Source organism: Bacillus sp. FSL R9-9530 (genome assembly GCF_038008145.1).
In the GTDB taxonomy this organism is placed as follows: Bacteria; Bacillota; Bacilli; order Bacillales; family Bacillaceae_G; genus Bacillus_A; species Bacillus_A mycoides.
In genome coordinates, this window is the sequence record NZ_JBBOYO010000001.1 from 2,871,643 (window position 1) to 2,893,818 (window position 22,176).

The 22,176-nt window shown below is 35.7% G+C and carries 23 protein-coding genes and 1 pseudogene; 6 read left to right on the top strand and 18 right to left on the bottom strand.

The window, feature by feature from the left end; translation table 11 throughout:
• Positions 1–538: 538 nt before the first annotated feature.
• The 3 genes from MKX66_RS14410 to MKX66_RS14420 all read left to right on the top strand — a co-directional run bounded on the left by MKX66_RS14410 (position 539) and on the right by MKX66_RS14420 (position 2,401).
• Positions 539–973 (top strand): HIT family protein, encoded by a 435-nt coding sequence (locus MKX66_RS14410; RefSeq protein WP_001016832.1) that lies wholly within the window; start codon positions 539–541, stop codon positions 971–973.
• A 208-nt stretch (positions 974–1,181) separates the two neighbouring features.
• The gene (locus MKX66_RS14415; protein WP_002011120.1) at positions 1,182–1,544 is read left to right on the top strand and encodes a YtxH domain-containing protein; all 363 of its coding nucleotides are present in this window, start codon (positions 1,182–1,184) and stop codon (positions 1,542–1,544) included.
• Between the two features lie 299 nt (positions 1,545–1,843).
• The gene (locus tag MKX66_RS14420; protein WP_002150075.1) at positions 1,844–2,401 is read left to right on the top strand and encodes an HTH-type transcriptional regulator Hpr; all 558 of its coding nucleotides are present in this window, start codon (positions 1,844–1,846) and stop codon (positions 2,399–2,401) included.
• Positions 2,402–2,406: 5 nt separating this feature from the next.
• On the opposite strand, the gene MKX66_RS14425 is transcribed toward MKX66_RS14420, so the two are convergent.
• On the bottom strand, positions 2,407–2,742 hold the full coding sequence (locus MKX66_RS14425; RefSeq protein WP_341086473.1) for a DUF1878 family protein: 336 nt from the start codon (positions 2,740–2,742) through the stop codon (positions 2,407–2,409).
• 118 nt (positions 2,743–2,860) lie between these two features.
• Between MKX66_RS14425 and MKX66_RS14430 the strand changes: the two genes are divergently transcribed.
• The 3 genes from MKX66_RS14430 to helD all read left to right on the top strand — a co-directional run bounded on the left by MKX66_RS14430 (position 2,861) and on the right by helD (position 7,002).
• Positions 2,861–3,055 carry a hypothetical protein gene (locus tag MKX66_RS14430; protein WP_000172693.1) on the top strand — a complete coding sequence of 65 codons (195 nt, stop codon included), beginning with the start codon at positions 2,861–2,863 and terminating at the stop codon, positions 3,053–3,055.
• A gap of 447 nt (positions 3,056–3,502) precedes the next feature.
• On the top strand, positions 3,503–4,372 hold the full coding sequence (prsA, locus tag MKX66_RS14435) for a peptidylprolyl isomerase PrsA (RefSeq protein WP_061689386.1): 870 nt from the start codon (positions 3,503–3,505) through the stop codon (positions 4,370–4,372).
• A 293-nt stretch (positions 4,373–4,665) separates the two neighbouring features.
• Positions 4,666–7,002: an RNA polymerase recycling motor HelD gene (helD, locus tag MKX66_RS14440; protein WP_341086475.1), complete on the top strand. Its 2,337-nt coding sequence runs from the start codon at positions 4,666–4,668 to the stop codon at positions 7,000–7,002.
• Positions 7,003–7,008: 6 nt separating this feature from the next.
• Here the strand turns inward: helD and MKX66_RS14445 are convergent, their stop codons facing one another.
• The 17 genes and pseudogenes from MKX66_RS14445 to MKX66_RS14525 all read right to left on the bottom strand — a co-directional run bounded on the left by MKX66_RS14445 (position 7,009) and on the right by MKX66_RS14525 (position 22,057).
• The gene (locus MKX66_RS14445) at positions 7,009–8,280 is read right to left on the bottom strand and encodes an FtsW/RodA/SpoVE family cell cycle protein (protein ID WP_341086476.1); all 1,272 of its coding nucleotides are present in this window, start codon (positions 8,278–8,280) and stop codon (positions 7,009–7,011) included.
• Positions 8,281–8,287: 7 nt separating this feature from the next.
• Complete coding sequence (locus MKX66_RS14450; protein ID WP_341086479.1) at positions 8,288–8,695, bottom strand: PadR family transcriptional regulator; 408 nt, start codon at positions 8,693–8,695, stop codon at positions 8,288–8,290.
• A 4-nt stretch (positions 8,696–8,699) separates the two neighbouring features.
• Positions 8,700–9,233: a sigma-70 family RNA polymerase sigma factor gene (locus MKX66_RS14455; RefSeq protein WP_341086482.1), complete on the bottom strand. Its 534-nt coding sequence runs from the start codon at positions 9,231–9,233 to the stop codon at positions 8,700–8,702.
• A 105-nt stretch (positions 9,234–9,338) separates the two neighbouring features.
• Positions 9,339–9,722, bottom strand: coding sequence for a HEPN domain-containing protein (locus MKX66_RS14460; protein WP_002188619.1), 384 nt, complete (start codon positions 9,720–9,722; stop codon positions 9,339–9,341).
• Positions 9,706–10,041, bottom strand: a complete 336-nt coding sequence (locus MKX66_RS14465) for a nucleotidyltransferase domain-containing protein (RefSeq protein ID WP_002087180.1) — start codon at positions 10,039–10,041, stop codon at positions 9,706–9,708. Before MKX66_RS14465 ends, MKX66_RS14460 begins: the two co-directional genes overlap by 17 nt.
• A gap of 255 nt (positions 10,042–10,296) precedes the next feature.
• Positions 10,297–11,979 carry an aerobic glycerol-3-phosphate dehydrogenase gene (glpD, locus tag MKX66_RS14470; protein WP_341086484.1) on the bottom strand — a complete coding sequence of 561 codons (1,683 nt, stop codon included), beginning with the start codon at positions 11,977–11,979 and terminating at the stop codon, positions 10,297–10,299.
• 133 nt (positions 11,980–12,112) lie between these two features.
• On the bottom strand, positions 12,113–13,603 hold the full coding sequence (gene glpK, locus MKX66_RS14475; protein WP_002011107.1) for a glycerol kinase GlpK: 1,491 nt from the start codon (positions 13,601–13,603) through the stop codon (positions 12,113–12,115).
• A 12-nt stretch (positions 13,604–13,615) separates the two neighbouring features.
• Complete coding sequence (gene glpF, locus MKX66_RS14480; protein ID WP_002134791.1) at positions 13,616–14,437, bottom strand: glycerol uptake facilitator protein GlpF; 822 nt, start codon at positions 14,435–14,437, stop codon at positions 13,616–13,618.
• A 228-nt stretch (positions 14,438–14,665) separates the two neighbouring features.
• Positions 14,666–15,226: a glycerol uptake operon antiterminator GlpP gene (gene glpP, locus MKX66_RS14485; protein ID WP_000394293.1), complete on the bottom strand. Its 561-nt coding sequence runs from the start codon at positions 15,224–15,226 to the stop codon at positions 14,666–14,668.
• A gap of 90 nt (positions 15,227–15,316) precedes the next feature.
• Positions 15,317–15,765 (bottom strand): annotated as a pseudogene (locus MKX66_RS14490) (helix-turn-helix domain-containing protein).
• A gap of 444 nt (positions 15,766–16,209) precedes the next feature.
• Positions 16,210–17,283 (bottom strand): DUF3994 domain-containing protein, encoded by a 1,074-nt coding sequence (locus MKX66_RS14495; protein ID WP_215590867.1) that lies wholly within the window; start codon positions 17,281–17,283, stop codon positions 16,210–16,212.
• Positions 17,284–17,311: 28 nt separating this feature from the next.
• Positions 17,312–17,977, bottom strand: a complete 666-nt coding sequence (locus MKX66_RS14500; RefSeq protein WP_000644839.1) for a DUF7018 domain-containing (lipo)protein — start codon at positions 17,975–17,977, stop codon at positions 17,312–17,314.
• Positions 17,978–18,268: 291 nt separating this feature from the next.
• A complete protein-coding gene (locus MKX66_RS14505; protein WP_113769065.1) occupies positions 18,269–19,120 on the bottom strand; it encodes a DUF2935 domain-containing protein in 852 nt (283 codons plus the stop codon).
• Positions 19,121–19,333: 213 nt separating this feature from the next.
• The gene (locus MKX66_RS14510; protein WP_002087191.1) at positions 19,334–19,534 is read right to left on the bottom strand and encodes a sporulation YhaL family protein; all 201 of its coding nucleotides are present in this window, start codon (positions 19,532–19,534) and stop codon (positions 19,334–19,336) included.
• Between the two features lie 77 nt (positions 19,535–19,611).
• Positions 19,612–20,484 (bottom strand): alpha/beta fold hydrolase, encoded by an 873-nt coding sequence (locus tag MKX66_RS14515; protein ID WP_113769064.1) that lies wholly within the window; start codon positions 20,482–20,484, stop codon positions 19,612–19,614.
• A 239-nt stretch (positions 20,485–20,723) separates the two neighbouring features.
• On the bottom strand, positions 20,724–20,963 hold the full coding sequence (locus MKX66_RS14520; protein WP_044444079.1) for a Phr family secreted Rap phosphatase inhibitor: 240 nt from the start codon (positions 20,961–20,963) through the stop codon (positions 20,724–20,726).
• On the bottom strand, positions 20,963–22,057 hold the full coding sequence (locus MKX66_RS14525) for a response regulator aspartate phosphatase (protein WP_044444080.1): 1,095 nt from the start codon (positions 22,055–22,057) through the stop codon (positions 20,963–20,965). Before MKX66_RS14525 ends, MKX66_RS14520 begins: the two co-directional genes overlap by 1 nt.
• Positions 22,058–22,176 lie beyond the last annotated feature (119 nt).

The window sequence follows — 22,176 nt, forward strand, 5'->3', positions numbered from 1 at the left end:
ATGTATATATTCATCTTACCAAAAATCATGGTGCACTACATAGTATCGATGCCTTCAAAAAAAAAATTTAAATTTCTTGGCATATATTTTTACGAAAGCGGACATCATAATTAGTGAAGAAGGAACACATTGAAAAAGCAACCACCAATTGATGAGTACAACAACATAGTGAAGTCATCATGAAATGGGGTGTCCAAGTTGGACAATGAAATTTACACATAACCAGATAATTTGTTTCATTTTCGAAACGGGGTGTCTCCGAAAGAGCATATACTGTTTTAAAAAATAAACAATTTCATTTTAAAAAAAGATTGCAATTCATTTCACTTGAAAATGGGGTGTCTACGGCAGAAACTTTAGCCGATTTACCGTGCATTTCTTAAATAAATGAGGTGTCTGCGAACCGTAAATTATAAAAAATGCTTTTTCAATCCCTCTTCAGAAAACAGGAAGCTGAGTCAGCTTCCTGTTTTTCGTGTTTGTTCTCCTATGTAATTATGGTAAAATACGGCTAAGACTATTTGAAAGGATGAGATCGATGAATCATACAGCGGACAATTGTATTTTTTGTAAAATCATTGACGGGCAAATCCCTTGCTCAAAAGTATACGAAGATGAACATGTACTTGCATTTTTAGATATTAGTCAAGTAACAAAAGGACATACTCTTGTTATTCCGAAAGTTCACAAACAAGACATTTTTGCGTTAACGCCAGAAATCGCATCACATATTTTTGCGGTCGTTCCAAAAATCGCAAATGCAATGAAAGCAGAATTTAATCCAGTTGGTTTCAACCTACTTAACAATAACGGCGAGAAAGCTGGACAAACTGTATTCCACTTCCACCTTCATTTAATTCCACGCTACGGTGAAAACGATGGTTTCGGTGCTGTTTGGAAATCACACCAAAATGAATACACAATGGAAAATTTACAAAACATCGCAAGTACAATTGCAAATAGTGTGAAATAGTGCCACTATAATAAGAAGTAATACATAATAAGCCGATTCCTCTGGCATTTATTGTATGGCTTCTTTCTTCACAAAAAATGCCGGGGGTATGATTTTTTGTGCATAGCATGTACAAGAGAGAAAAGCTCACTTTTCTTCCCCTTGTCTTAAAGATATGCACACTTTTATACATCATGAATACGAACGAAAAATAAGGAGGTTTCCTTTTATGTCAAAAGCTAAATCCTTTATTACAGGTGTACTTTGCGGCGGAGCAGTTGCTGGACTAGCCGTTCTTTTCTCAACTCCTTCTTCTGGTAAAGCTATGCGCGGTAAGCTGAAAGAAAAAGGAACTGATATTAAAAAAACATTAGCTGATATTACAGCTGATACGAAGTTATTAAAGCGTCAAATCGTTGAAACTGCTTCAGAAGGTAAAGAAGTATTCCAAGAACTAAAAGACGATATGCATGACACGCTTTCTAACTGGAAACAAGATATTTCTCAAAACAAACGACATATCGAAAAAGAAATTTTAGACATTCAAAAGTCAATTGAGAAACTACAAGAAGCCGTTCCAGAAAAAGCGTAAACATATTCCTGCTTAGTTTTTTGCATATAACAAATATTTTTCATACGAATTGACCTTAACACGGCATATCACATAGATATGCCGTGTTTTTATGCATTTACAATATATGTTATCCCTTAACATGTAAAGACAACACATGTATTCTCGACTCATAAAACGCTTCCATAGTTATGCATGATTTGTATAGAATGTTATTTTTCCGAAAAATTTTCACAATTCTCACAAAAAGACTTTATTAATTTTTATTTTACTGGCATAATAGATAATAATGAAAAAAGAATGTTAAAGTGGGTGAGTAAATGAAAAGTGGAGAAAAAAATTACTCGGTAAAAGAAGCGATGATTTTCAGCCAACGTATTGCTCAATTATCGAAAGCGTTATGGAAATGCGTAGAGAAAGATTGGCAACAATGGATTAAACCTTACGATTTAAACATTAACGAGCATCACATTTTAACCATCGCTTATCATTTAAAAGGGGCTTCTATTTCTGAGATTGCTAAGTTTGGAGTTATGCACGTATCAACGGCGTTTAACTTCTCTAAAAAGCTTGAAGAACGCGGCTATCTTGTATTCTCTAAAAAAGAAGATGATAAACGAAATACGTACATTGAAATTACAGACAAAGGGGAAGAATTACTACTTCGCTTAATGGAGGAGTATGATCCTGAAAATAATTCTGTTTTTAATGGGGCACTTGAACTTCGTAATTTTTACGGTAAGTTCCCAGAAAATATCGAACTGATTGCAATCCTGCGTAATATTTACGGACAAGACTTCATCGATATTTTTGAGAAATCATTAGAAGATATCGAGGAGAACTTTACGGAATCCGATCAAAAGTTAGTTAAGAAATAATCTATTTATTTTTTCGCAATCATGCTTAAGAATTCATTCATAAGTGGCTTAAATAAACCTTGTTTTGCTAGCGCTTCCGCAGTTTCGTGTACTTCGAGCTGATGTGGAAGCGCTTTTTCAAATTGATCTAATAGCGCACCAAACAATAGAAGGCCTTCTGCTTTCTCCACTACATATTGTTCGTTCAGCTTTTCACAAAGTTTTAGTATACGTTCAATGTCTTTTTTACGAGCTTTTTTCTTTATGATTAAAGAATAAAATGGACACTTTTCTTCATCAATCATTTTAAATAGTAGGTCTACGTAGTATTCAGCTTGTTCTAGTCTTCTTACAACGTCCATTTTCTCCCTCGCTTCCTAACACAAAGTCTTCTATTTCTGAATTTTGTAACACGAACAAAATATCGTATGATACAATATATAAAGTATATGTATTTTAGCCAAAAGGAGGTCTCGCCTCATGACTCTTATAACCGTTGTTTTTGTTGCATTCGCACTTCTTGTTATATTTTACACGAATTTCATGACACATACACTGTGTGAGCGAAAACAAATATCTGCGAGCCGCCAGCCCGGTGTCTTTCGAGTTATTAATGTATGTATTACCATTCTATTAATTTCTAGTTATGTAGAAATTATATTTCATGGAAAGTGAGGAAGGAAGCCCCTTCCTCATTTTTTTCCTCTATAAGCAAATTATACCTACTATAACTAATAAAATAAACAGTACAAGTAATAAAATAAGTTTTGAATTCATCCCCCATCCCCTCCTCTTTTCTGTATATGCGACATGCGCCCAATATGGTACCCTTTCAAAATCTGACACAAACTGGTTAAAATTTCTTTATCAATAGGAAAACCCGTCGAAATATGATATATTAAATTTTGTACATATTGCTTATACTATGAAATAAACGACACGCATCTAAACTTTATCCTAAAGCCTCGGTAAGCCCTGTTAAGCGTGCTTTTACATATAAAAAAAGCAAAGACATCAGTGAGACTTAATCAGGTTCTTATGAACGAAAATAACCTATCATAAGGCGTTTCTTCATTCGTATGGGATAAATTAAAAATACATAATAGTAGGAGTGTTTATTGAATGAAGAAAGCTATGCTTGCCTTAGCCGCAACAAGTGTAATCGCATTATCAGCATGTGGAACATCATCATCAGACAAAATTGTTACATCTAAAGCTGGTGACATCACTAAAGAAGAGTTCTACAATCAAATGAAGACACAAGCTGGTAAACAAGTACTAAATAACATGGTTATGGAAAAAGTACTTATTAAAAACTACAAAGTCGATGAAAAAGAAGTAGACAAAAAGTTCGATGAAATGAAAAAGCAAGTCGGTGACCAATTCGATACACTAATGAAACAACAAGGCCTTAAAGAAGAAACAGTTAAAAATGGCGTTCGCGCTTCATTAGCTCAAGAACAAGCGATTGAAAAAGCAATTACTGATAAAGACTTAAAAGCAAAATTTGAGGACTATAAGCAAGAAATTAAAGCAAGCCATATTCTTGTAAAAGATGAAGAGACTGCTAAAAAAGTGAAAGAAGAACTTGCACAAGGTAAATCTTTCGAAGAGTTAGCGAAAAAGTACTCTGAAGATCCAGGTTCAAAAGAAAAAGGTGGCGACTTAGGATTCTTCGGACCAGATAAAATGGTAAAAGAATTCGATGAAGCTGCTCGTAAGCTGAAAAAAGATGAAGTAAGTGAACCAGTAAAAACACAGCATGGTTACCATATCATTAAAGTAACTGAGACTCATGCTGACGCAACTTTCGATAAAGCAAAAGCTGACATCAAAAAAGAAGCAGTTCAAGAAAAAACACAAGATGCTCAATTTATGAACGATCTTATGATGAAAGAAATCAAAAAAGCTGACGTAAAAGTTGACGACAAAGATTTGAAAGATCTTTTCGAAGAACCAAAAGCTGACGCTAAAAAAGACGCACAGAAATAATGAAGTGAAAAAAGCTTGGGTAGCCCCAAGCTTTTTTATTTTGTAGTAGTTTTTTACCGATAAATCGATATACTCCCCCATCTTACTCCATTCAACACAAAAAAACCTTGATTTCGTACAGCACGAAACCAAGGTTTATCTTATTATCATTGATTAAATTAAAAAACTATGTTAAATTAGTACAGAAACGCATTCACTAAAAATAAAAGAATGTATTTATCCGTATCTTAATTGTACACCAAAACACATCTTCAGTCAACCTCTATTTTTCACTTTTAAAGGAGTGCTTACGTATGAACAAAAAACTTGATCAAGAGCAAAAACGATTGGATAACGTAATAGAAACGATTACGGAGCAAATTGATAAACTGGAAAGCGAAACTGGCAGACGCCGGGCAGAAGTAATCAACATTCGTAAACACTTTTGGGATGATGTAAAAGTTAATACTGATACTTTTGACGATTATCTTGAAACAGTTATCAACTTAAGACAACAAGCTCAATCACTAGCCGTAACACAAATTACCCATAAGCACACCTTTAATCGACTTGCCGCACTACGCCGTATGCATAAAGCACCTTACTTCGGACGAATTGATTTCAAAGAAGAAGGAGAAATTGGTGCAGAACAAATTTATATCGGCGTTGCTACACTTACCGATGCAAGCGGAGAAAACTTTCTTATATACGATTGGCGCGCACCAATTTCAAGTGTTTACTACGATTATCCACCAGGACCGGCTGAATACAGCACACCAGGAGGCGTAATCTGCGGTAATGTGGAGAAGAAATTACAATATATAATTCAGAATGGCGAGATTGATTCAATGTTCGATACGAGCCTCACAATTGGCGATGAAATTCTGCAACAAGCGCTCGGAAAAGGAACAAACAAACATATGCAAAGTATCGTTGCTACTATTCAGCGCGAGCAAAATGAAATTATCCGTCACGATGAAGGGCGACTACTTATCGTTCAAGGAGCTGCTGGTAGCGGTAAAACGTCAGCTGCCCTGCAGCGAATCGCCTACTTACTATATAAATATCGCGAATGGCTAAAAGCAGATCAAATCATTCTCTTCTCCCCTAACTCCATGTTCAACAGCTACGTATCTAACGTACTGCCAGAACTCGGTGAAGAGAATATGCAGCAAGTTACATTCCAAGAATATTTAAACCATAGACTAAGTAAGTCATTTGACGTTGAGGATCCTTACGAGCAATTAGAATATATGCTAACTGAAACGAATAGCGCAAATTATAAAACTCGAAATGCGAGCATTCGATTTAAAGCATCTACTCAATTTTTCGAGATGATTAGAGCGTACAGACAATCTCTTGAATCTTCAGGCATGCTATTTAGAGGAATGAAATTTAGAGGAAAACTGATTGCCTCTGCTAAAGAAATTACAGAGCAATTTTATAATACTGATTCCTCCCTCCGCTTCCATAATCGAATTGAGAAGTTAACGGATTGGCTAAACAAACAAATAGACACAATTGAAAAAACAGAACTGAAAAAGCCTTGGGTAGAAGAAGAAATTGAACTACTTAGTAAAGATGAGTATCAAAAAGCTTATAAATACTTACAGAAAAAAGGCGAGTTTGATGACAACTCCTTTAATGATTATGAAAAAGAAACGAAAGTACTCGGTCGTATGATTGTCCGTAAAAAATTAAAACCGTTACGTAAAGGCGTTCAAACACTACGTTTTATCAATTTTACAGGCATATATAAACAACTCTTCACAGATGCATCATGGGTTACTGGAGAAAAGCCTAAAGAATGGGACAAAATTTGCTCATTAACTGTGAACATGCTTGATGAAGGAAAGCTACATTACGAGGATGCGACTCCATTTTTACTTTTAAAAGAATTAATTGAAGGCTTCCAAACGAACAGATCAATTAAACACGTACTCGTAGACGAAGCACAAGATTATTCTCCGTTTCAGTTCGAGTTTTTAAAACGTCTCTTCCCTGCCGCAAAAATGACAGTGCTCGGAGACTTTAACCAAGCAATATTTGCCCATGCGAGTGAAGCAGTGAATTTCAATACACTTACTAGCTTATACGGACCAGATGAAACGAACGGCATTAACCTAACTCGTAGCTATCGTTCAACAAAACCGATAATTGAATTTACACGGGACCTCGTACCTGAAGGAAAGAACATTAATGCATTTGAACGTGACGGTGAAAAGCCTACAGTAACTAAAGTTTCGGATTACAGTGAGCTGCATGAGCGTATCACTTCCAAAGTTGCTGAACTACAAAAACAACAGCACAATACGATCGCAATTATATGTAAATCCGCGGCTGAAAGTGCCGCTGCATACGAGGCACTCAGTCATATCGAGAATATTAAACTTGTGAAAAGTAACTCAGCCGAGTATGAGCAAGGCATCGTCGTTATCCCTGCTTATTTAGCGAAGGGTATCGAATTTGATGCTGTCATTATTTACGATGCTTCTAAAGATGTGTACAGTGATGAAAGCCTACGTAGATTGTTCTACACTGCTTGTACACGCGCAATGCATGAATTGCAGCTTTATAGCGTTGGTGAGGTTAGTCCTTTTGTAACAGGGGCTGCTTCGGAGAGTTTTGAATGTATAACGAAAACACCTTGATTTTTATCAAGGTGTTTTTTTCATTCTAAACGACATATCTTTACGTCGATATACACTTAACACGATCCCCATTAAAAGCGCATGAAATAAAGTTGGTGTTAATCCATAACTAATAAAAGGCAATGATATAGCAGCAATCGGTAATAAGCCTAGGATCATGCCCACGTTATAAATAAACTGAACTACAAAAAGAGTCATTCCTCCAACGAGAAGCAATTTACCATACCGATCATTTATTTTATAAGATATGATTACTAATCTTGCTACAAAAAGAGAAAGAATTAAAACAAGGACCAAGGCAAGGAAATACCCGTAATAGTAAGTCAAACTTGCAAACACAAAATCAGTATCTGGAGCAGGGATGAACTTTGTATCTCCAGATGTACCAAACCAACCTGCTGACGACATTACCTCTTTTAAACGTACATACATAAACCCTGCGCCCCCTGCATCACGCTCTGGGTTTAAATATCCTAAAAATCTATCCAAATGATATCCTTTTACTGAGGACCAGGAAAAGGATACCCTTATAATCAATAAACAAATCGGTACAATTGTAATAATCAATGCCTTTTTCTTTCCTAAATTACTCCACCAAAGCATAACGAATACCATCGTGATATAGATAAAAACCGTTGAAAGAGTTGCTACAGTTAAGAATAAACACAAAGAAAATAAATATAAAACCACAAGATGCATAACCTTTATCCTACTACCATTGAAAATGGAAGCCCAAGCTAGAAAAAAGAACGGCACTGCCATTAAACAGTCAATTGCAATGGGACCAATTTTTATTAACGGTTCGCCAGCCATCGAAGCGTTTGGAAAACAGTATAGCATTAACAGGATAAGTACTCCGATTGTATAAAACAGCCATCCGAGTCTTTCTAACTTCCGATAATCAATCAGCATCATCCCAAGAGCTGCTACAACACCGAGAATAACAAATATCAACTTATTCATTATTACATCATTCGTATATCCAAAAGCTAAAACTGGCAAAAACCCTAACCCCATAGCAGCCACTAACAAAATAATTAAGAACCAATCTACCTTCGGCTTATGAAGTTTGTTAAGTTCCTGCCCTAGTTTAATTGGACTTCCCATTTGTTCCACAGCTTTATTTTCAGCAATTTCCTCACCTAAACCTTTTTCTATCCACGTGTTCTTCGCCTGTTTTAAGTGAAAATCTAGTTCAGTTGCTACAAAGCTCTTTACTTCTTTTGATTTAATATGATTGGTAACTTCACTTAAAAAACGCTCCCCTTTTTTGTTCAATTTTATCTCACTCCTGTACTAATCCTTTTAATATAAACCGTGCCTTCGTAGAATCTTTTTCTGCCTTTCGCAGCATCTTTCTTCCCTTATCATTTAATTGATAATATTTAGCTCCTGAATGATCCCAACTTGATTGGATAAAACGATTCTGTTCTAGACGATGTAATACAGTATATAAAAACCCTTCATTTCCTTCGAATTTTTGAATCCCTCTCCCTCGTAGTAGCTGTGACAATTCGTATCCTGTTTTTTCATTACTGAGGAGTTGTAAAATGGCTAACGAGATGTCCTCTTCCTTTTCGTGTGATGCATTGATTTTTTCGCGCACCCGCTTTCGGTGTTGATCAGAAAAACTCAAATGTTTAAACGTTGTATTCTTCATTGATTTTCGCAGGCCTTTTAATCGATCTTCCATTTGATTATTCCTCCAATCCTTTCTTCAAAAGCTCCTTCGCTTTTTTCAGTCTCGTTTTTATCGTGTTTTCTTTCACTTCTATTACAATAGCAATCTCTTTAATTGATAGTTCTTCATAATAAAATAGATAAATGACTTCTCGATATTTTATCGGTAAATTCATTACTGCAGAAGCCAATTCACGGTCCTTCGCATTTTGAATAACAGTTTGTTCGACACTATCATTTGGAACCCCAATATAAGCAGCTTCATCCTCTGTCACGATTACCTTTTTGTTATACCAACTTTTTATATAGTCCTTACAATGATTAATGGCAATTCTCCACAACCACGTTTTCACATTCGACTTCCCTTTGTATGTATGAAGAGATTTATAACATTTCACAAATATATCCTGCGTTAAATCCTCAGTGACCTCTTTATTATTCACATATGAATACACAAGCTGTAAGACTTCTTGTCCATACTTGTTCATTATTTCATCGATAAGGAGTTCCTTATCTTCTATTTCAAACGCTTCTACCGTTAATTCATCCACATCATTTCCTCCTTCCCATTTATTAGACGACGCACTGTATGGAAAAGTTTTATAAATTCATAAAAAAACGGTTGGAAATGTCCATACCGTTTTGCTCATCCTCTACTATTTAATTTTTTCTAAAACAAAACTTTTAATATTCCCCGCACTTTTTATAGCTTGCGATACGTCTGTTTTATTAAGTTCTTCAAAATAAGGATATCTGACTTCAATCGCATAACTATTTAACTCTGCACAATCATCTATTAAATCATTGAACTCCATATTAAATTCAGCACATCCCTTTACTAACAGCAATAAATTATGCGTTTTAGGCGGATGAGTTCCTTTAAACGTTAAATACCCCTTTAGATATTTCTCAGCACACTGTTGACAATGATAACAGATAATTGCAAAAGGAATAGGCATTAAAGACAATAAATGATTAGAAGCTCTAAGATCTGAATCTGCAATTTCAAACCATAAATTTGCCTCACTGAAATTTTTCATACAATACCTTACCTTCTTCAGCAATCTTGTATTCCATTGTTACAGGATTACCAGAACGCTCATTAAATTCTTCAGAACCGTAAACAAGTAAATCGACTGGTGTTTTCATTACATCGAATATACTTAAATTCAATTTCTTTAAGGCTTCTCTTTTCCTCTTACCAATACCATCAACAACTACACACAAATCAAAATCACTATCCTCATTAGGCATACCGTAAGCATGAGACCCAAATAAAATAATTTTATTAACATCAGAAAGAGAGGAAGTCATTTTATCTACTAATTGATTTAACTCTTTTTGAACATTAGTATTCATTCCATTCACCTCTTTAAATTAATCCTGCTCAATAAATCCTAACTGTAGAAGCAAATTAATAAATTGATTCATTTCAACTCCAATACACTACTACAATTGTTAAGTTATTCAAACGGTATAATAATACTTATTATACCTTTCGTATTCATATCCTGTTAAGCAACAAAAATCTACACTCAGTTAATTTCAGTACACTCTATACAAATATAATAAAACAAAAAACCGCACGAGGGCTCTCCCTCACGCGGTTTATTTTTAAGCTAACGCAGCTGCCTGCTCTTGTTGATCTACAGGAATTACAGCGTCTGTTAATGCTTTTTCTAATTCAGCTGTGTATTTCATTTGCTCTTCTTTGCTCCAGCCTAGTTTCGCAGCCATGTAGTCGATTACTGCTTCTTTCCACTCGTATACCCAGTGGATGTTGAAGAATACAGCGCCTCTGCGGCGTACGAAGAAGTCAACTGGTTTCGCTGTCATTTCGTAATCCATTGCGTATACAAGCGGGATTAGAACGTCTAGCGGCATGTTGTATTCTTTCGCTTCGTCTTTATGTTTTTTCGCTAAGTCAAACAGTACGTCAACGTTAGAGCCGTAGAATTTCGCGAATTTTTCCGCTTGTGCTGTCGTTAAACCATATTTCGTACCTTCGCCTGCTTTTTTCGCAACAAATGCCGGGAATCCGTGTGAACCACTTACATGACCACCAGAGATTGGCATATGTTTCGTATCGCTCTTCTTATATGCGCTATGGCCTTCTTTTTGTAATAGATTCGTTACGTAGTCTACTACCATTTCAGCCATTTTGCGGTATCCTGTTAATTTACCGCCCGCGATTGTAATTAAACCAGATTCAGAAGTCCAAATTTCATCTTTACGAGAAATTTCAGATGCATTCTTACCTTCTTCATAAATTAGCGGACGTACACCCGCCCAGCTTGATTCCACATCTTTTTCTGTAATTTTCACGCTTGGGAACATGTAATTAATCGCATTAATGATATACGTGCGATCTTCTGTTGTCATGTGCGGTACAGCTGCGTCTTTATCATAGAACGTATCTGTTGTACCTACGTACGTTTTTCCTTCACGAGGAATCGCGAACACCATACGTTTATCTGGTGTATCAAAGTAAATTGCTTGCCCTAATGGGAAACGTTTTTGGTCAATTACTAAATGCACACCTTTTGATAACTGAAGTACTTTCCCTTTTTTAGAGTTATCTTTTTCACGAAGTGTATCTACCCAAGGACCAGCTGCGTTTACAATTTTCTTACCGTAAACTTCGTACACTTCTCCGTCTAGTAAATCGATTACACGTACACCGCATACTTTTCCATCTTTATATAAGAAACTGTCTACTTTTGCGTAGTTAACAGCTTTCGCACCATGTTCAATCGCTTCTTTCATTACTTCAATTGTAAGACGCGCATCGTCTGTACGATATTCTACGTAGTAACCGCCGCCTTTTAATCCTTCTTGTTTTACAAGAGGCTCTTTATTTAGCGTTTCTTCACGGTTAAACATCTTTCTGCGCTCGCTTCGTTTTACACCTGCTAAGAAGTCGTATACACGAAGACCAATTGATGTACTGAATGACCCGAACGTGCCGCCTGTATGGAACGGAAGTAACATCCACTCCGGTGTTGTTACATGGGGACCGTTCTCATATACGATCGCACGCTCTTTCCCCACCTCTGCTACCATTTTCACTTCAAGTTGTTTTAAATAACGTAAACCGCCGTGTACAAGTTTCGTTGAACGACTTGATGTACCTGCTGCAAAGTCCTGCATTTCAAACACAATTGTTGATAAACCGCGTGTTGCCCCATCTAATGCAATACCAGAACCAGTAATACCTCCACCAATTACGATCACATCTAACTCTTGTTTATTTACTCCGTTTAATACGTCTTTACGTTGTTTACTTGAAAATTTCATGGTAATTCCTCCCTTTGATAACGAAAAAAGAGACCACAAGCTCCGCTATAGATTTCGCCTCTATAGCGTGTTGTGGTCTCTCCAAATCTCCTACCGAATTATTAACTTGTCATCATTATAACACTGTTTATGATTATTTGAAAGCTTTAGTTGCTTCAATTGCTTTTTTCCATCCAGCATATAGCTCTTCGCTTGTTTCCGCTTCCATCGTTGGTTCAAAGCGTTTGTCCATATGCCACTGTGCTTTAATTTCATCTTGGTTTTTCCAGTATCCAACCGCAAGACCAGCTAAGTATGCTGCACCTAAAGCTGTCGTTTCATTGATCACTGGACGCTCTACAGGAACGTCTAAAATATCACTTTGGAACTTCATTAAGAAGTTATTTTTAACTGCTCCGCCATCAACGCGTAATGTATTTAGTTCAATACCTGAATCTGCTTCCATTGCGCATAGTACATCTTTCGTTTGGTATGCTAAAGATTCTAGCGTTGCACGAATGAAATGCTCTTTCGTCGTACCGCGTGTTACACCAAACATAGCGCCGCGTACTTCACTATCCCAATACGGTGTACCTAGTCCTACGAATGCCGGTACTATGTATACACCTTCAGTTGATTCAACACGGCTAGCGTACACTTCGCTCTCGCTCGCATCTTTAAACATACGCAGTCCGTCACGTAACCACTGAATTGCAGAACCAGCTACGAAAATACTTCCTTCTAATGCGTAATTCACTTTACCATCTAAACCCCATGCAATTGTTGTTAATAGGCCATGCTCAGAAGCTACTGCTTTTTCGCCTGTGTTCATTAACATGAAACAACCAGTTCCGTAAGTGTTCTTCGCCATACCTTCACCGAAACAAGCTTGTCCAAATAATGCTGCTTGCTGGTCACCAGCTACACCTGCGATCGGTACATTCTGACCGAAGAAGTGATAATCAATTGTTTCTCCATATATTTCAGATGATTGACGTACTTCTGGAAGCATGCTCTTTGGTACTGTTAACATGTCTAGAAGCTCATCATCCCACTGTAAGTCGTGAATGTTAAACATTAATGTACGTGATGCATTCGAGTAATCTGTTATGTGCGCTTTACCGCCAGACAATTTCCATACAAGCCATGTATCAATTGTTCCGAATAATAACTCGCCGTTTTCTGCTTTTTCTCTTGCACCTTCAACGTTATCTAAAATCCATTTTACTTTCGTACCAGAGAAGTATGCATCAATTAAAAGACCTGTTTTTTCGCGAACCATCTCGCTATAACCTTTTTCTTTTAACTCATCACAAATTTCAACTGTTTGACGAGATTGCCATACGATTGCGTTATAAATTGGTTTTCCAGTCGTTTTATCCCATACAACCGCTGTTTCACGTTGGTTCGTAATACCGATACCAGCGATTTGTTCTGGCTTCACATCTGCTTCGCTTAAGCAAGTTGCGATAACTGCTAAAATAGATCCCCAAATTTCTTGTGCATTATGCTCAACCCAGCCTGGCTTTGGAAAATGTTGTGTAAACTCTTTTTGAGCTGAATGAACGATTTTTCCTTCTTTATTGAAAAGAATTGCGCGTGAGCTTGTTGTTCCTTGGTCTAATGAAAGAATATATTTTTTCATATCAGTTTCCCCCTATGCTACTTTTCTACTATTTGTAGTAGCTTCACTTTTTTTACTTGTCATATAAGAGATTGCTAGTACAATCACAGTTGTAATAATCACATAAATAAGTGCTGAATTTTGTTTTCCTTCAAATACAACTTGATGGAATAATCCTGCAAGTGATCCACCTAGAATTGGACCAACTACTGGGATCCATGCATACTTCCAGTTTGAACCGCCCTTTCCTGCAATCGGAAGGAAGAAGTGTGCAATACGCGGACCTAAATCACGAGCTGGGTTGATTGCGTATCCTGTTGTTCCACCTAATGATAAACCAATACTTACAATTAAGAAACCAACGATAAATGGATTTAAACCATCTGCAAATTTATTTGCTCCAATTGCTAATATACCAAATACTAAAACGAATGTTCCAATCATTTCACTTAAAAGGTTTGTAAATGTGTTCGGAATTGCTGGACCTGTTGCAAATACACCTAACTTTGTTCCTGGATCTTCTGTTTCTTTCCAGTGTGGTAAGTAATGTAAATATACAAGAACTGCCCCGATAATTGCCCCAATCATTTGTGCTGCGATATACATAGGTACATCACTCCATGGGAACGCTCCCTTAAACGCAAGTCCTATCGTTAAAGCCGGATTCAAATGTGCCCCACTAATTGATCCAACTGCATACGCTGCCATAGCAACCGCTAGACCCCAACCCATTGTAATTACAATCCAACCAGAATCTTTCGCAAACGATTTCTTTAAACTTACACCAGCGCAAACGCCGCCACCAAGTAAGATTAACAATGCAGTCCCTATTAATTCCCCTAAAAATGCTGACATAAAATCCCTCCACAATCAATTTAAATGCTTTCGAAAAGTGATAGAGGTAAAATGAATGGCCATTCGTTTTTTTTCAAAAGAAAAAGATCCACAGCTTACATGCTTCTATATAATATATATAGAAACAATAAAATGTGGATCTCTTCTTTTCTCCGTCACGTTTATTAACTTGTCTATAATGTTAACCTTTAATGAAAGCGGTGTCAACAGAATTTTTTCACATTTTCGTCACTTTTTTTGGTAATGTTTCCATAGTTCTTTTTTCGATGTCGTAATTGCTGTCGCACCAGCATTTAACGCTCTTTCAACGTCTTCTACCGTTCGAATAAAACCACCTGCTAAAATTGGTACACCTGTACGCTCTTTCACCTCAGCAATGACACCCGTTAACGCACCAGGAAGCACCTCTATATAATCCGGCTTCGTCTTTTCTAGCAAATTACAGCTCTTTTCCATTGCGCTAGAATCAATTAAAAAGATGCGTTGAATGGAGACGACACCTTTTTGCTTCGCCTTCATAATTACGCTCGCCTTTGTCGACAATAACCCGTACGGTTTATATTCTTGGCATAAAAACTCCGTCGCATGCCCATCACTTTGTAATCCATGGATCAAATCCACATGTAAAAATACTTTTTTATTATGCTGCTTCGCGAGCGACACAACACTCTTCAATTGACCGACATGAATATCTAAAATAACAATATACTCATACGAACTATGTAATAGCTTCTCCAAATCTTTAATTTGCCTCACTGCCGGCAAAATCTTTTGCTCATGAAATTCCATTCTAAACGTCCCCTTCCTATCTATCCTTTATAGTACACAATTTGGGTGAAAAGAACAGCTAGTGTAGGGGATTTCTTACAAATCTTTCTCTTATCTATATATTTTCTTCAACTTATCAGAAACCGTACCACCTATAATCATTAATAGGAGCGGTAAAAAATTCATTACATATGGTGCATCTGCGACAATTGTAATGCTTGCTCCGGCAAACTTATTTAACGCCCATACAACGATTTTTGTAATAAACAAAAATACACCCAGCATGAATAGACCATCAAAGAACACCTTCCATTTTGGATGCGCTAATTGTTTACTATCTTCAATTACTTTCTGCGTCAACTCTTCATCACTCCTCAATAACTCATCAATTGTAATACCGAACAGATCACTTAAATGAATAATAATTTCAATGCTCGGATAGTTCTTTCCCGTCTCCCATTTCGAAACAGACTGCCTACTTACATGAATTTTTTCAGCCAAATCATTTTGCGACCAATTTCTTTTTCCCTTTCTTCTTTTAAACGTTCACTAAAAATCATACTGTGTTTATCACCTCTCTATGTCTAGTATGGTCAAATAAATGATGAAGAGTAAAGCTAGTTATCGTTGCATAGGTTGTGCAACTTGTGCGTTACATCTAAAAATGACGCTATGCATCATGTCGATTTCATATGCTTTTCTTCTATAATAATTTCCCGAACAATAATCGTGCTTCTTAACATTGTCGCTTTGTGTCAGTAAGTCGATATATTGAAAAAATCGTTGATATATTTTAGGAAATAAAAAAAGTGGATAACAATACGTTATCCACTCTCCCCTAATTATAATAAAACCGAATCCTTATCATTCTCCAAAAAGAAAATCGTTTTGTTGATTTCTCAACTTATACTAATATGGATAGCGCCAGGGAAATTAATGAAGAAATACAATTAGAACTAACAAAAAACCCTGTAAAATTTATTACAGAGTTTTTTGCCAACTATTTATTGTTTTGCATAACGAATACGAACGTTATCGTCCATATGATAAATTTGTAATGTGTTTCCATCATAGTTTTGTAATTTATACATCATACTATCATTTGTTAGCTTTACTTCTTGACCGTCTTTAACTGCTTTTGTTACTTTTAAAGATAACTGGAATGATGGAACATCTACCGCATATGTTCCTGTTAAGTAGTTATCTTTATTCGGATAAGAACCGTTCGCATAGGACTCAAATGTTTTATCACCTTTTAGTACTAACGTAGTTTTTATGCCACTACCGTAATCAATACCCCAGTTACCAATAATCTCAGTCCCATCTTTGATGTTCTTCTCCATGTTTCCATAACTAATTCCTAACTCTTCACTTGTACCAACTGTACCTACAAATACCCCCGTTTTAGCTTGGCTTTTATCTGTTTGAGCCTGACTATCAGTAGTTGGGTTTGTCGATATAGAACTACTTGTTGTACTAGTAGATTTTTCTGTGGCTGTATCACCTTTTATTTCGGATCTTAACTTATCGAATGTAGGTTTCCAAATACGTTTTGCTTCCTCTAGTTTTGCATTTGCTTTATTTAAGATTTCCTTATCGGTCTCTAAGCTGAAGCCTTTATCGTTGAATAACTTCTCTATTTCACCGAATGTTTCTCTTAGTTTACCTGTCGCTTTTTCAATCTCTTTTTGTTCTTCTTTATGTTTTTGCGGTGCGTAAATCTTCTCTATCTTATCAAATACTTTATAGATGTCTTTAATACTATCTAATACCTCAGCTTTTGATTTACTTCCATTTCTCAAATCTCTTACAGAAGCATCATAGTAATCAAATCGTCTTAACATATCCTGTTCAATATCTAATAAATATTGTGCATAATCTTCATCTAAAACTCGAACCTTTTGAACATCTTTACTTTCTTCTTTCGAATTAGTTGATTTTTCTTTCGTTTCAGCAGCCTTAGATTTACTTGTTTCTTCTGTCTTTTCTTCTTTATTTTCCGAATCTTTTACTGTAACACAACCACTTAATAATATGGCAACTGGAACTGCAGCAGCTATTAGTTTTTTCACTTTCATACCTCATACCCCTTTAAGTAATTTATTCTTAGTTAGTTTTGCTACCGATACTCTTCGCTGCTTCTTCAAACAGTTTTGAGCCTTCTTGTGCTTTACTTAATGATTGATGCATTTTACTCTCGTCTTCTTGGTCTAATGCATCAAAGAGAAGTTGAAAACAATCCGCATACAGTTCCATCGACTGCTTTATCTTCGCCTGTTCTCCTTGTAACTCAGGAGGTGCTTGTAGATTCTTCAATTTCGTTGCGGTTGCCTTTGCTCCACCTAAACTCAGTTGTACTTCACTTTTCTTTTGTTTGTATGATTTTACGTCTGAATCTGCTATTCCTTCAATTAATTTCATTGTATCTTCAATTTGAGTGGCACTGTTTATAATATCTGCCTTGTACCTTTCAACATCTGAACCAGTTACCTTACCAGTTGAAGAATTAGAAGAAGTAGAATTATTTGAAGAAGAACTTTGTTGACTACTTGATGAACTACTGTTTGTATCTTCACCTTTCGCTACAGATAAGCTATCCTCTTTCTTGCTATCCGTTGACTTACTCTCTTTTTCAGCAGCCTTACTCTCTTTCTCTACCTTTTGCGTTTCTTCTTTCTTTGGTTCAGCTTTCTTACCATCAGTTTCAATTGTAATACAACCACTCAATAACATAACTGGTAACGCTAAACTTACTAATTTCTTTGCTTTCATGATTACTAATACCCCTTTATGTGTAAAATTCAGTGCAAACAAGTTAATATACTTAACTAATAAATCCCCCCGAATAATTTATTAGAATCTACTATCCATAGATTTCCTGTATATTCATAATCTTTCCATATATATCATTTTACAGAGAATTACATATTTGGTCAAAGGGATTTATGTAGTCTTTGAAGGGAAATTTACTAAATGAAAAGAAATTTTATTCACAAAGAAAAGAAGCTAACAATAAATTGTTAACTTCTCAGCTGAAAGTAAAATATTATCTTTCCTTATCTTCTAATATCTAGGTTGGGATTTAATATTTGTAAGATGAACATCAAACATATCAATTATTTCAAGAAATCTATCAGCTTCACGGAAAACATGGTCTGCTAATAACGGATGAATGATACTCTTTATTTTACATTGCTCAATTAAATCACGTGCTGTTTTCTTAAAATCCCGAAGAGATGTAACCGACACACGATTTTGATCTAAAAATTGATCTAAAAGAGGGACTGTTTGGGATTGTGGTTTCATAGATTCTAAGTCAATTGCTTGATACATCAATTCATCAAAATCATTGCTAAAATTCCGTGCTGTGTCTACAAGCTTTCTTTCCGATGGATCAAGAAGATGACCAATAAATTTAGCATGGTCTGCCATAATCCTTAAAAAGAAAACATTTTCTTTAATAATTGCATCAGGAAGAGCATCTAATTTACCTTCATTTAATTGTATTAAACGTTTTCTAAAATAATCAGCTTCCCTACTTGTATGGTCAACTAAAAGCGGAAAGTTATTTTGTCCTGGCAATTTACATGTGAGAATTAATCCTAAAATTTTTCGTTTAAATCCCCAAATATTAGTTGCGGCTTGTTGTACTTCTGAATTAAATCTTTTTATTTGCTCAGGATCTGTTTCATTTGTATAGGAATGCGCTATTTGTTCGATATGTTCAAACAATCGATAAAATTGATTAGCCTCTTCAATTAGTTGAGTATCCTCACATCTAAACCCTAAGCGAAGAAAAAAAGAATGCTCCTTCATGATTCTAGACCAAAAACGAATTTCATTTAATGAACGCTCAACAAACATTACAGATGTAACACCTGTATCAGGATGTAATGATGTTTCATCCCTATGCATTGTTAATCCCCCCCAGTAAATACTGCGCTAGTTCCATTCTTATGAGTAAAAATATATATAAATACCATCAATAAAAGTTCATGATGAATATTGTATACATGTAAAATTCAACTTGTATAAGCTTAGCTTGATGAACATATACTGCTCCTCCAGCAAAAAAGGCTACCAGCTAGATGTAAAGTTCTACTAGTTGGTAGCCTTTCAAAATTTCTATTAAAGCAATACCGAATCTTTATCACTATCCTGATTCCGTTTCTCTCGCTCTTCTTCTAAACGCTTCATATATACTTCGCCTTCTTTTTCGATAAAATCATTATCCATCTCTTGCTCTTTTTTCGAAGTATATAAAACCATGTAGCCACTCAATACGATCCCAATGATTACAAGATAAATCCACCATGGTAAAGTTTCCACTTTCGTTCATCCCTTTCCTTAGACAAGCCTTATTAGTTTCACTTTATGAGGAAAGAAGTGGATTTATGCTTAAAATTTTATTGTGGATTCTTCGCGAAGAACGCTTGTACATATTCCATAAACTCTATTGGTTCCTGGCGAAACGGTGCGTGGTATCCTTTTTCAATGATATGGAACGTACTATTTGCAAATAGTTCATGATACAGTTCACCATTTTTCCAAGAAACACTCTTATCGTGTCGTCCCCATATAATTAAAGTCGGTACCTTAATTTTATCTGCTTCCATCGCAATGCGGCGCTCTCTCATTTTCGTAAGCTGATCATAATGCTCTTTATCATCGCGACTATTTTTCACTTCATTTTTATTATAATCCGTAATCTCTGTTACAGTTTGTAAGTCTGTCGATAGTGGCGGCACTTCATAACTTTCTTTTTGCTGGAAAGACTCTATCCCTGTAGAATCCGCTAAAACGAGATGCGTTACTGCATCCGGATATAAATACGCTAAATTTAGAGACATCTCTCCGCCCATCGAATGACCAAGTACTGCGAATTGATCGTATCCGAGTTTCTTCATTAACTTATAATATAAATTCACTTGCGTGGGAAACGAATACTGAAAATCAATTGGTTTAGAAGAACGCCCAAACCCTAAAATATCAACCGCAATAATCGTATGGTCCTTTACAAGTTCCGGATAAATATCATTAAACCCATCTGAAGAACCACCGAACCCGTGAAGCATAAGTAAAGGCGGTTTCCCCTCACCAATTTGCTTAAAATAAATCGTCTGCCCATCAATCTGCGCCATACTCTCTTTCGTATTCAGCCTCATCATCACAGTATCTTTCACTTCTTCAACCTTCGCAATCGGCTTATCAACGAAGTTACATACTATTAATAAAACAAGAACAATACCGCTAATAAAATAAAATTTAAACCGTTTCAAAATTCCCGTCTCCTTTCTCTTGTTGCTATTTAAAGTTTTTACATTATTTGGTTGTTTTATGATTGTTTTTAATTGTAACCAAGACAGTTACAATTATACTAAAAAAATATTACTCACTGCCATTAGTGATGGTTACTTTGTAACTATTATAGTTACACATTTAAAGTAAGTCAATTCTTTTCTCTACATGTCCTAATAACAAAGAAAGGGACTTCATGTTGAAGTCCCTTTCTTTGTTATTAGAGTTGGCTTACTCCGCCGTCGCCTCTATTATCTGCTGGTGCTCCGCCATCGCCTTTATTGAAGTTGGCTGGCGCTCCGCCACCATCGCCTTTATTAAAACTAACGTAGTCTGGTCTTGCTGGTGCTCCTCCTGTCTCTCCTATATTTAATGCTTGATTTGTAAATAAACTATTAGCTCCAATCGATAACGCACCTACTAACGCAATCCCCAACATTCCAAAGTGAATCTTTTTCATTATTTCAGCGCCCCTTTTTTCAATAATTTTTTTTGAGCTTTATGACTCATGTAAAAATAATGACTTGCCTTATTGTGATTCTCTTCTTCATAAAACCTTAAAGCTAACATTCCAGCGTATTCTTGTATACACTCCCATAACTCTTCTTTCTCAAAATAAGAAATACCTTCTAAAACTACTTCCTCTAAGCTTAATGTAGGTGATTTTTCGTTTACACTTTTCAAAATCATAAAACGGTATTGAAACTCTTCCTTATTTAATTCTTTACAAATATCCAAACCTTTTTCTATCAAATCTGCCGCCAATTGATATTGTCCTAATTTATAATATTCACCCGCTTCAACAAATAGCGCTTTAAAAAATTTCGGCTGTTTTTTTGTAACTTCGGATGCATGACGAATTGCGAGTTCCGATAAATCTTGGCTAGCATATAAAAAAGCTAAATTATGACGCACCATTAAAATATATTTTTCATAATTTACTTTTTGGAAAATATCCATAGCAGTATTAAAGCTTTCTTCAGCGAGTTCGTAATTTTTTAAATCTACACAACACAGGCCAAAAACATTTTCATCTAGCGCTATATTTATTTCACAACCTATATGTTTTTTAAATTCCTCTTTCGCTTTTCTCAAATACTCAATTGCATTAACTTGTTGGTACGTCTGATAGTAAAAATTACCCATACGATAATCAAATTCAGCATTCTCTAAAGGGTGCGAGACATATTTCAGTAATTCATTTGCCTTTTCATAATTTTCCTTTGCATCTCCATATTTAGACATTGAAGTACAATATATCCCTTTAAAGAAATGATAATAATATGCTAAAAATCCTTCAGTTGGGATTTCAAAAGATTCTATTCTCTCAAAACTATTTTCTTTTATATTCAACCAATCCGTCAGCATCTTATATCTAAAATCTAATAATGTAAAATACAAAGATAATTCCTGATCCATTTCCAAACCACTAATCTTACTATCAATCTCTTCTTTCATTTCCGTAGCTTTCTCTATATGTTGCTGCAACATTACACGATACCAATCATCTAAAGAATGTTTCATTTGCTCCTTCGTTACTACATCTGTTCCCATACCTTCGCATCCCCTTTTCTCCAAACTTACAAAATTAGGATATTTATACAATTATTCAAATTGTATATTATCACCCCTTTTCTATGTATTGAAAAATAATTGTCAGAAAATTTATAATT

Bases quoted from the DNA above. Each gene is read 5' to 3' on its own strand.
- MKX66_RS14410 (WP_001016832.1), top strand. From the start codon at position 539: ATGAATCATACAGCGGACAATTGTATTTTTTGTAAAATCATTGACGGG.
- MKX66_RS14415 (WP_002011120.1), top strand. From the start codon at position 1,182: ATGTCAAAAGCTAAATCCTTTATTACAGGTGTACTTTGCGGCGGAGCA.
- MKX66_RS14420 (WP_002150075.1), top strand. From the start codon at position 1,844: ATGAAAAGTGGAGAAAAAAATTACTCGGTAAAAGAAGCGATGATTTTC.
- MKX66_RS14425 (WP_341086473.1), bottom strand. From the start codon at position 2,742: ATGGACGTTGTAAGAAGACTAGAACAAGCTGAATACTACGTAGACCTA.
- MKX66_RS14430 (WP_000172693.1), top strand. From the start codon at position 2,861: ATGACTCTTATAACCGTTGTTTTTGTTGCATTCGCACTTCTTGTTATA.
- prsA (WP_061689386.1), top strand. From the start codon at position 3,503: ATGAAGAAAGCTATGCTTGCCTTAGCCGCAACAAGTGTAATCGCATTA.
- helD (WP_341086475.1), top strand. From the start codon at position 4,666: ATGAACAAAAAACTTGATCAAGAGCAAAAACGATTGGATAACGTAATA.
- MKX66_RS14450 (WP_341086479.1), bottom strand. From the start codon at position 8,695: ATGGAAGATCGATTAAAAGGCCTGCGAAAATCAATGAAGAATACAACG.
- MKX66_RS14460 (WP_002188619.1), bottom strand. From the start codon at position 9,722: ATGAAAAATTTCAGTGAGGCAAATTTATGGTTTGAAATTGCAGATTCA.
- MKX66_RS14465 (WP_002087180.1), bottom strand. From the start codon at position 10,041: ATGAATACTAATGTTCAAAAAGAGTTAAATCAATTAGTAGATAAAATG.
- glpD (WP_341086484.1), bottom strand. From the start codon at position 11,979: ATGAAATTTTCAAGTAAACAACGTAAAGACGTATTAAACGGAGTAAAT.
- glpK (WP_002011107.1), bottom strand. From the start codon at position 13,603: ATGAAAAAATATATTCTTTCATTAGACCAAGGAACAACAAGCTCACGC.
- glpF (WP_002134791.1), bottom strand. From the start codon at position 14,437: ATGTCAGCATTTTTAGGGGAATTAATAGGGACTGCATTGTTAATCTTA.
- glpP (WP_000394293.1), bottom strand. From the start codon at position 15,226: ATGGAATTTCATGAGCAAAAGATTTTGCCGGCAGTGAGGCAAATTAAA.
- MKX66_RS14495 (WP_215590867.1), bottom strand. From the start codon at position 17,283: ATGAAAGTGAAAAAACTAATAGCTGCTGCAGTTCCAGTTGCCATATTA.
- MKX66_RS14500 (WP_000644839.1), bottom strand. From the start codon at position 17,977: ATGAAAGCAAAGAAATTAGTAAGTTTAGCGTTACCAGTTATGTTATTG.
- MKX66_RS14505 (WP_113769065.1), bottom strand. From the start codon at position 19,120: ATGCATAGGGATGAAACATCATTACATCCTGATACAGGTGTTACATCT.
- MKX66_RS14520 (WP_044444079.1), bottom strand. From the start codon at position 20,963: ATGAAAAAGATTCACTTTGGAATGTTGGGGATTGCGTTAGTAGGTGCG.
- MKX66_RS14525 (WP_044444080.1), bottom strand. From the start codon at position 22,057: ATGGGAACAGATGTAGTAACGAAGGAGCAAATGAAACATTCTTTAGAT.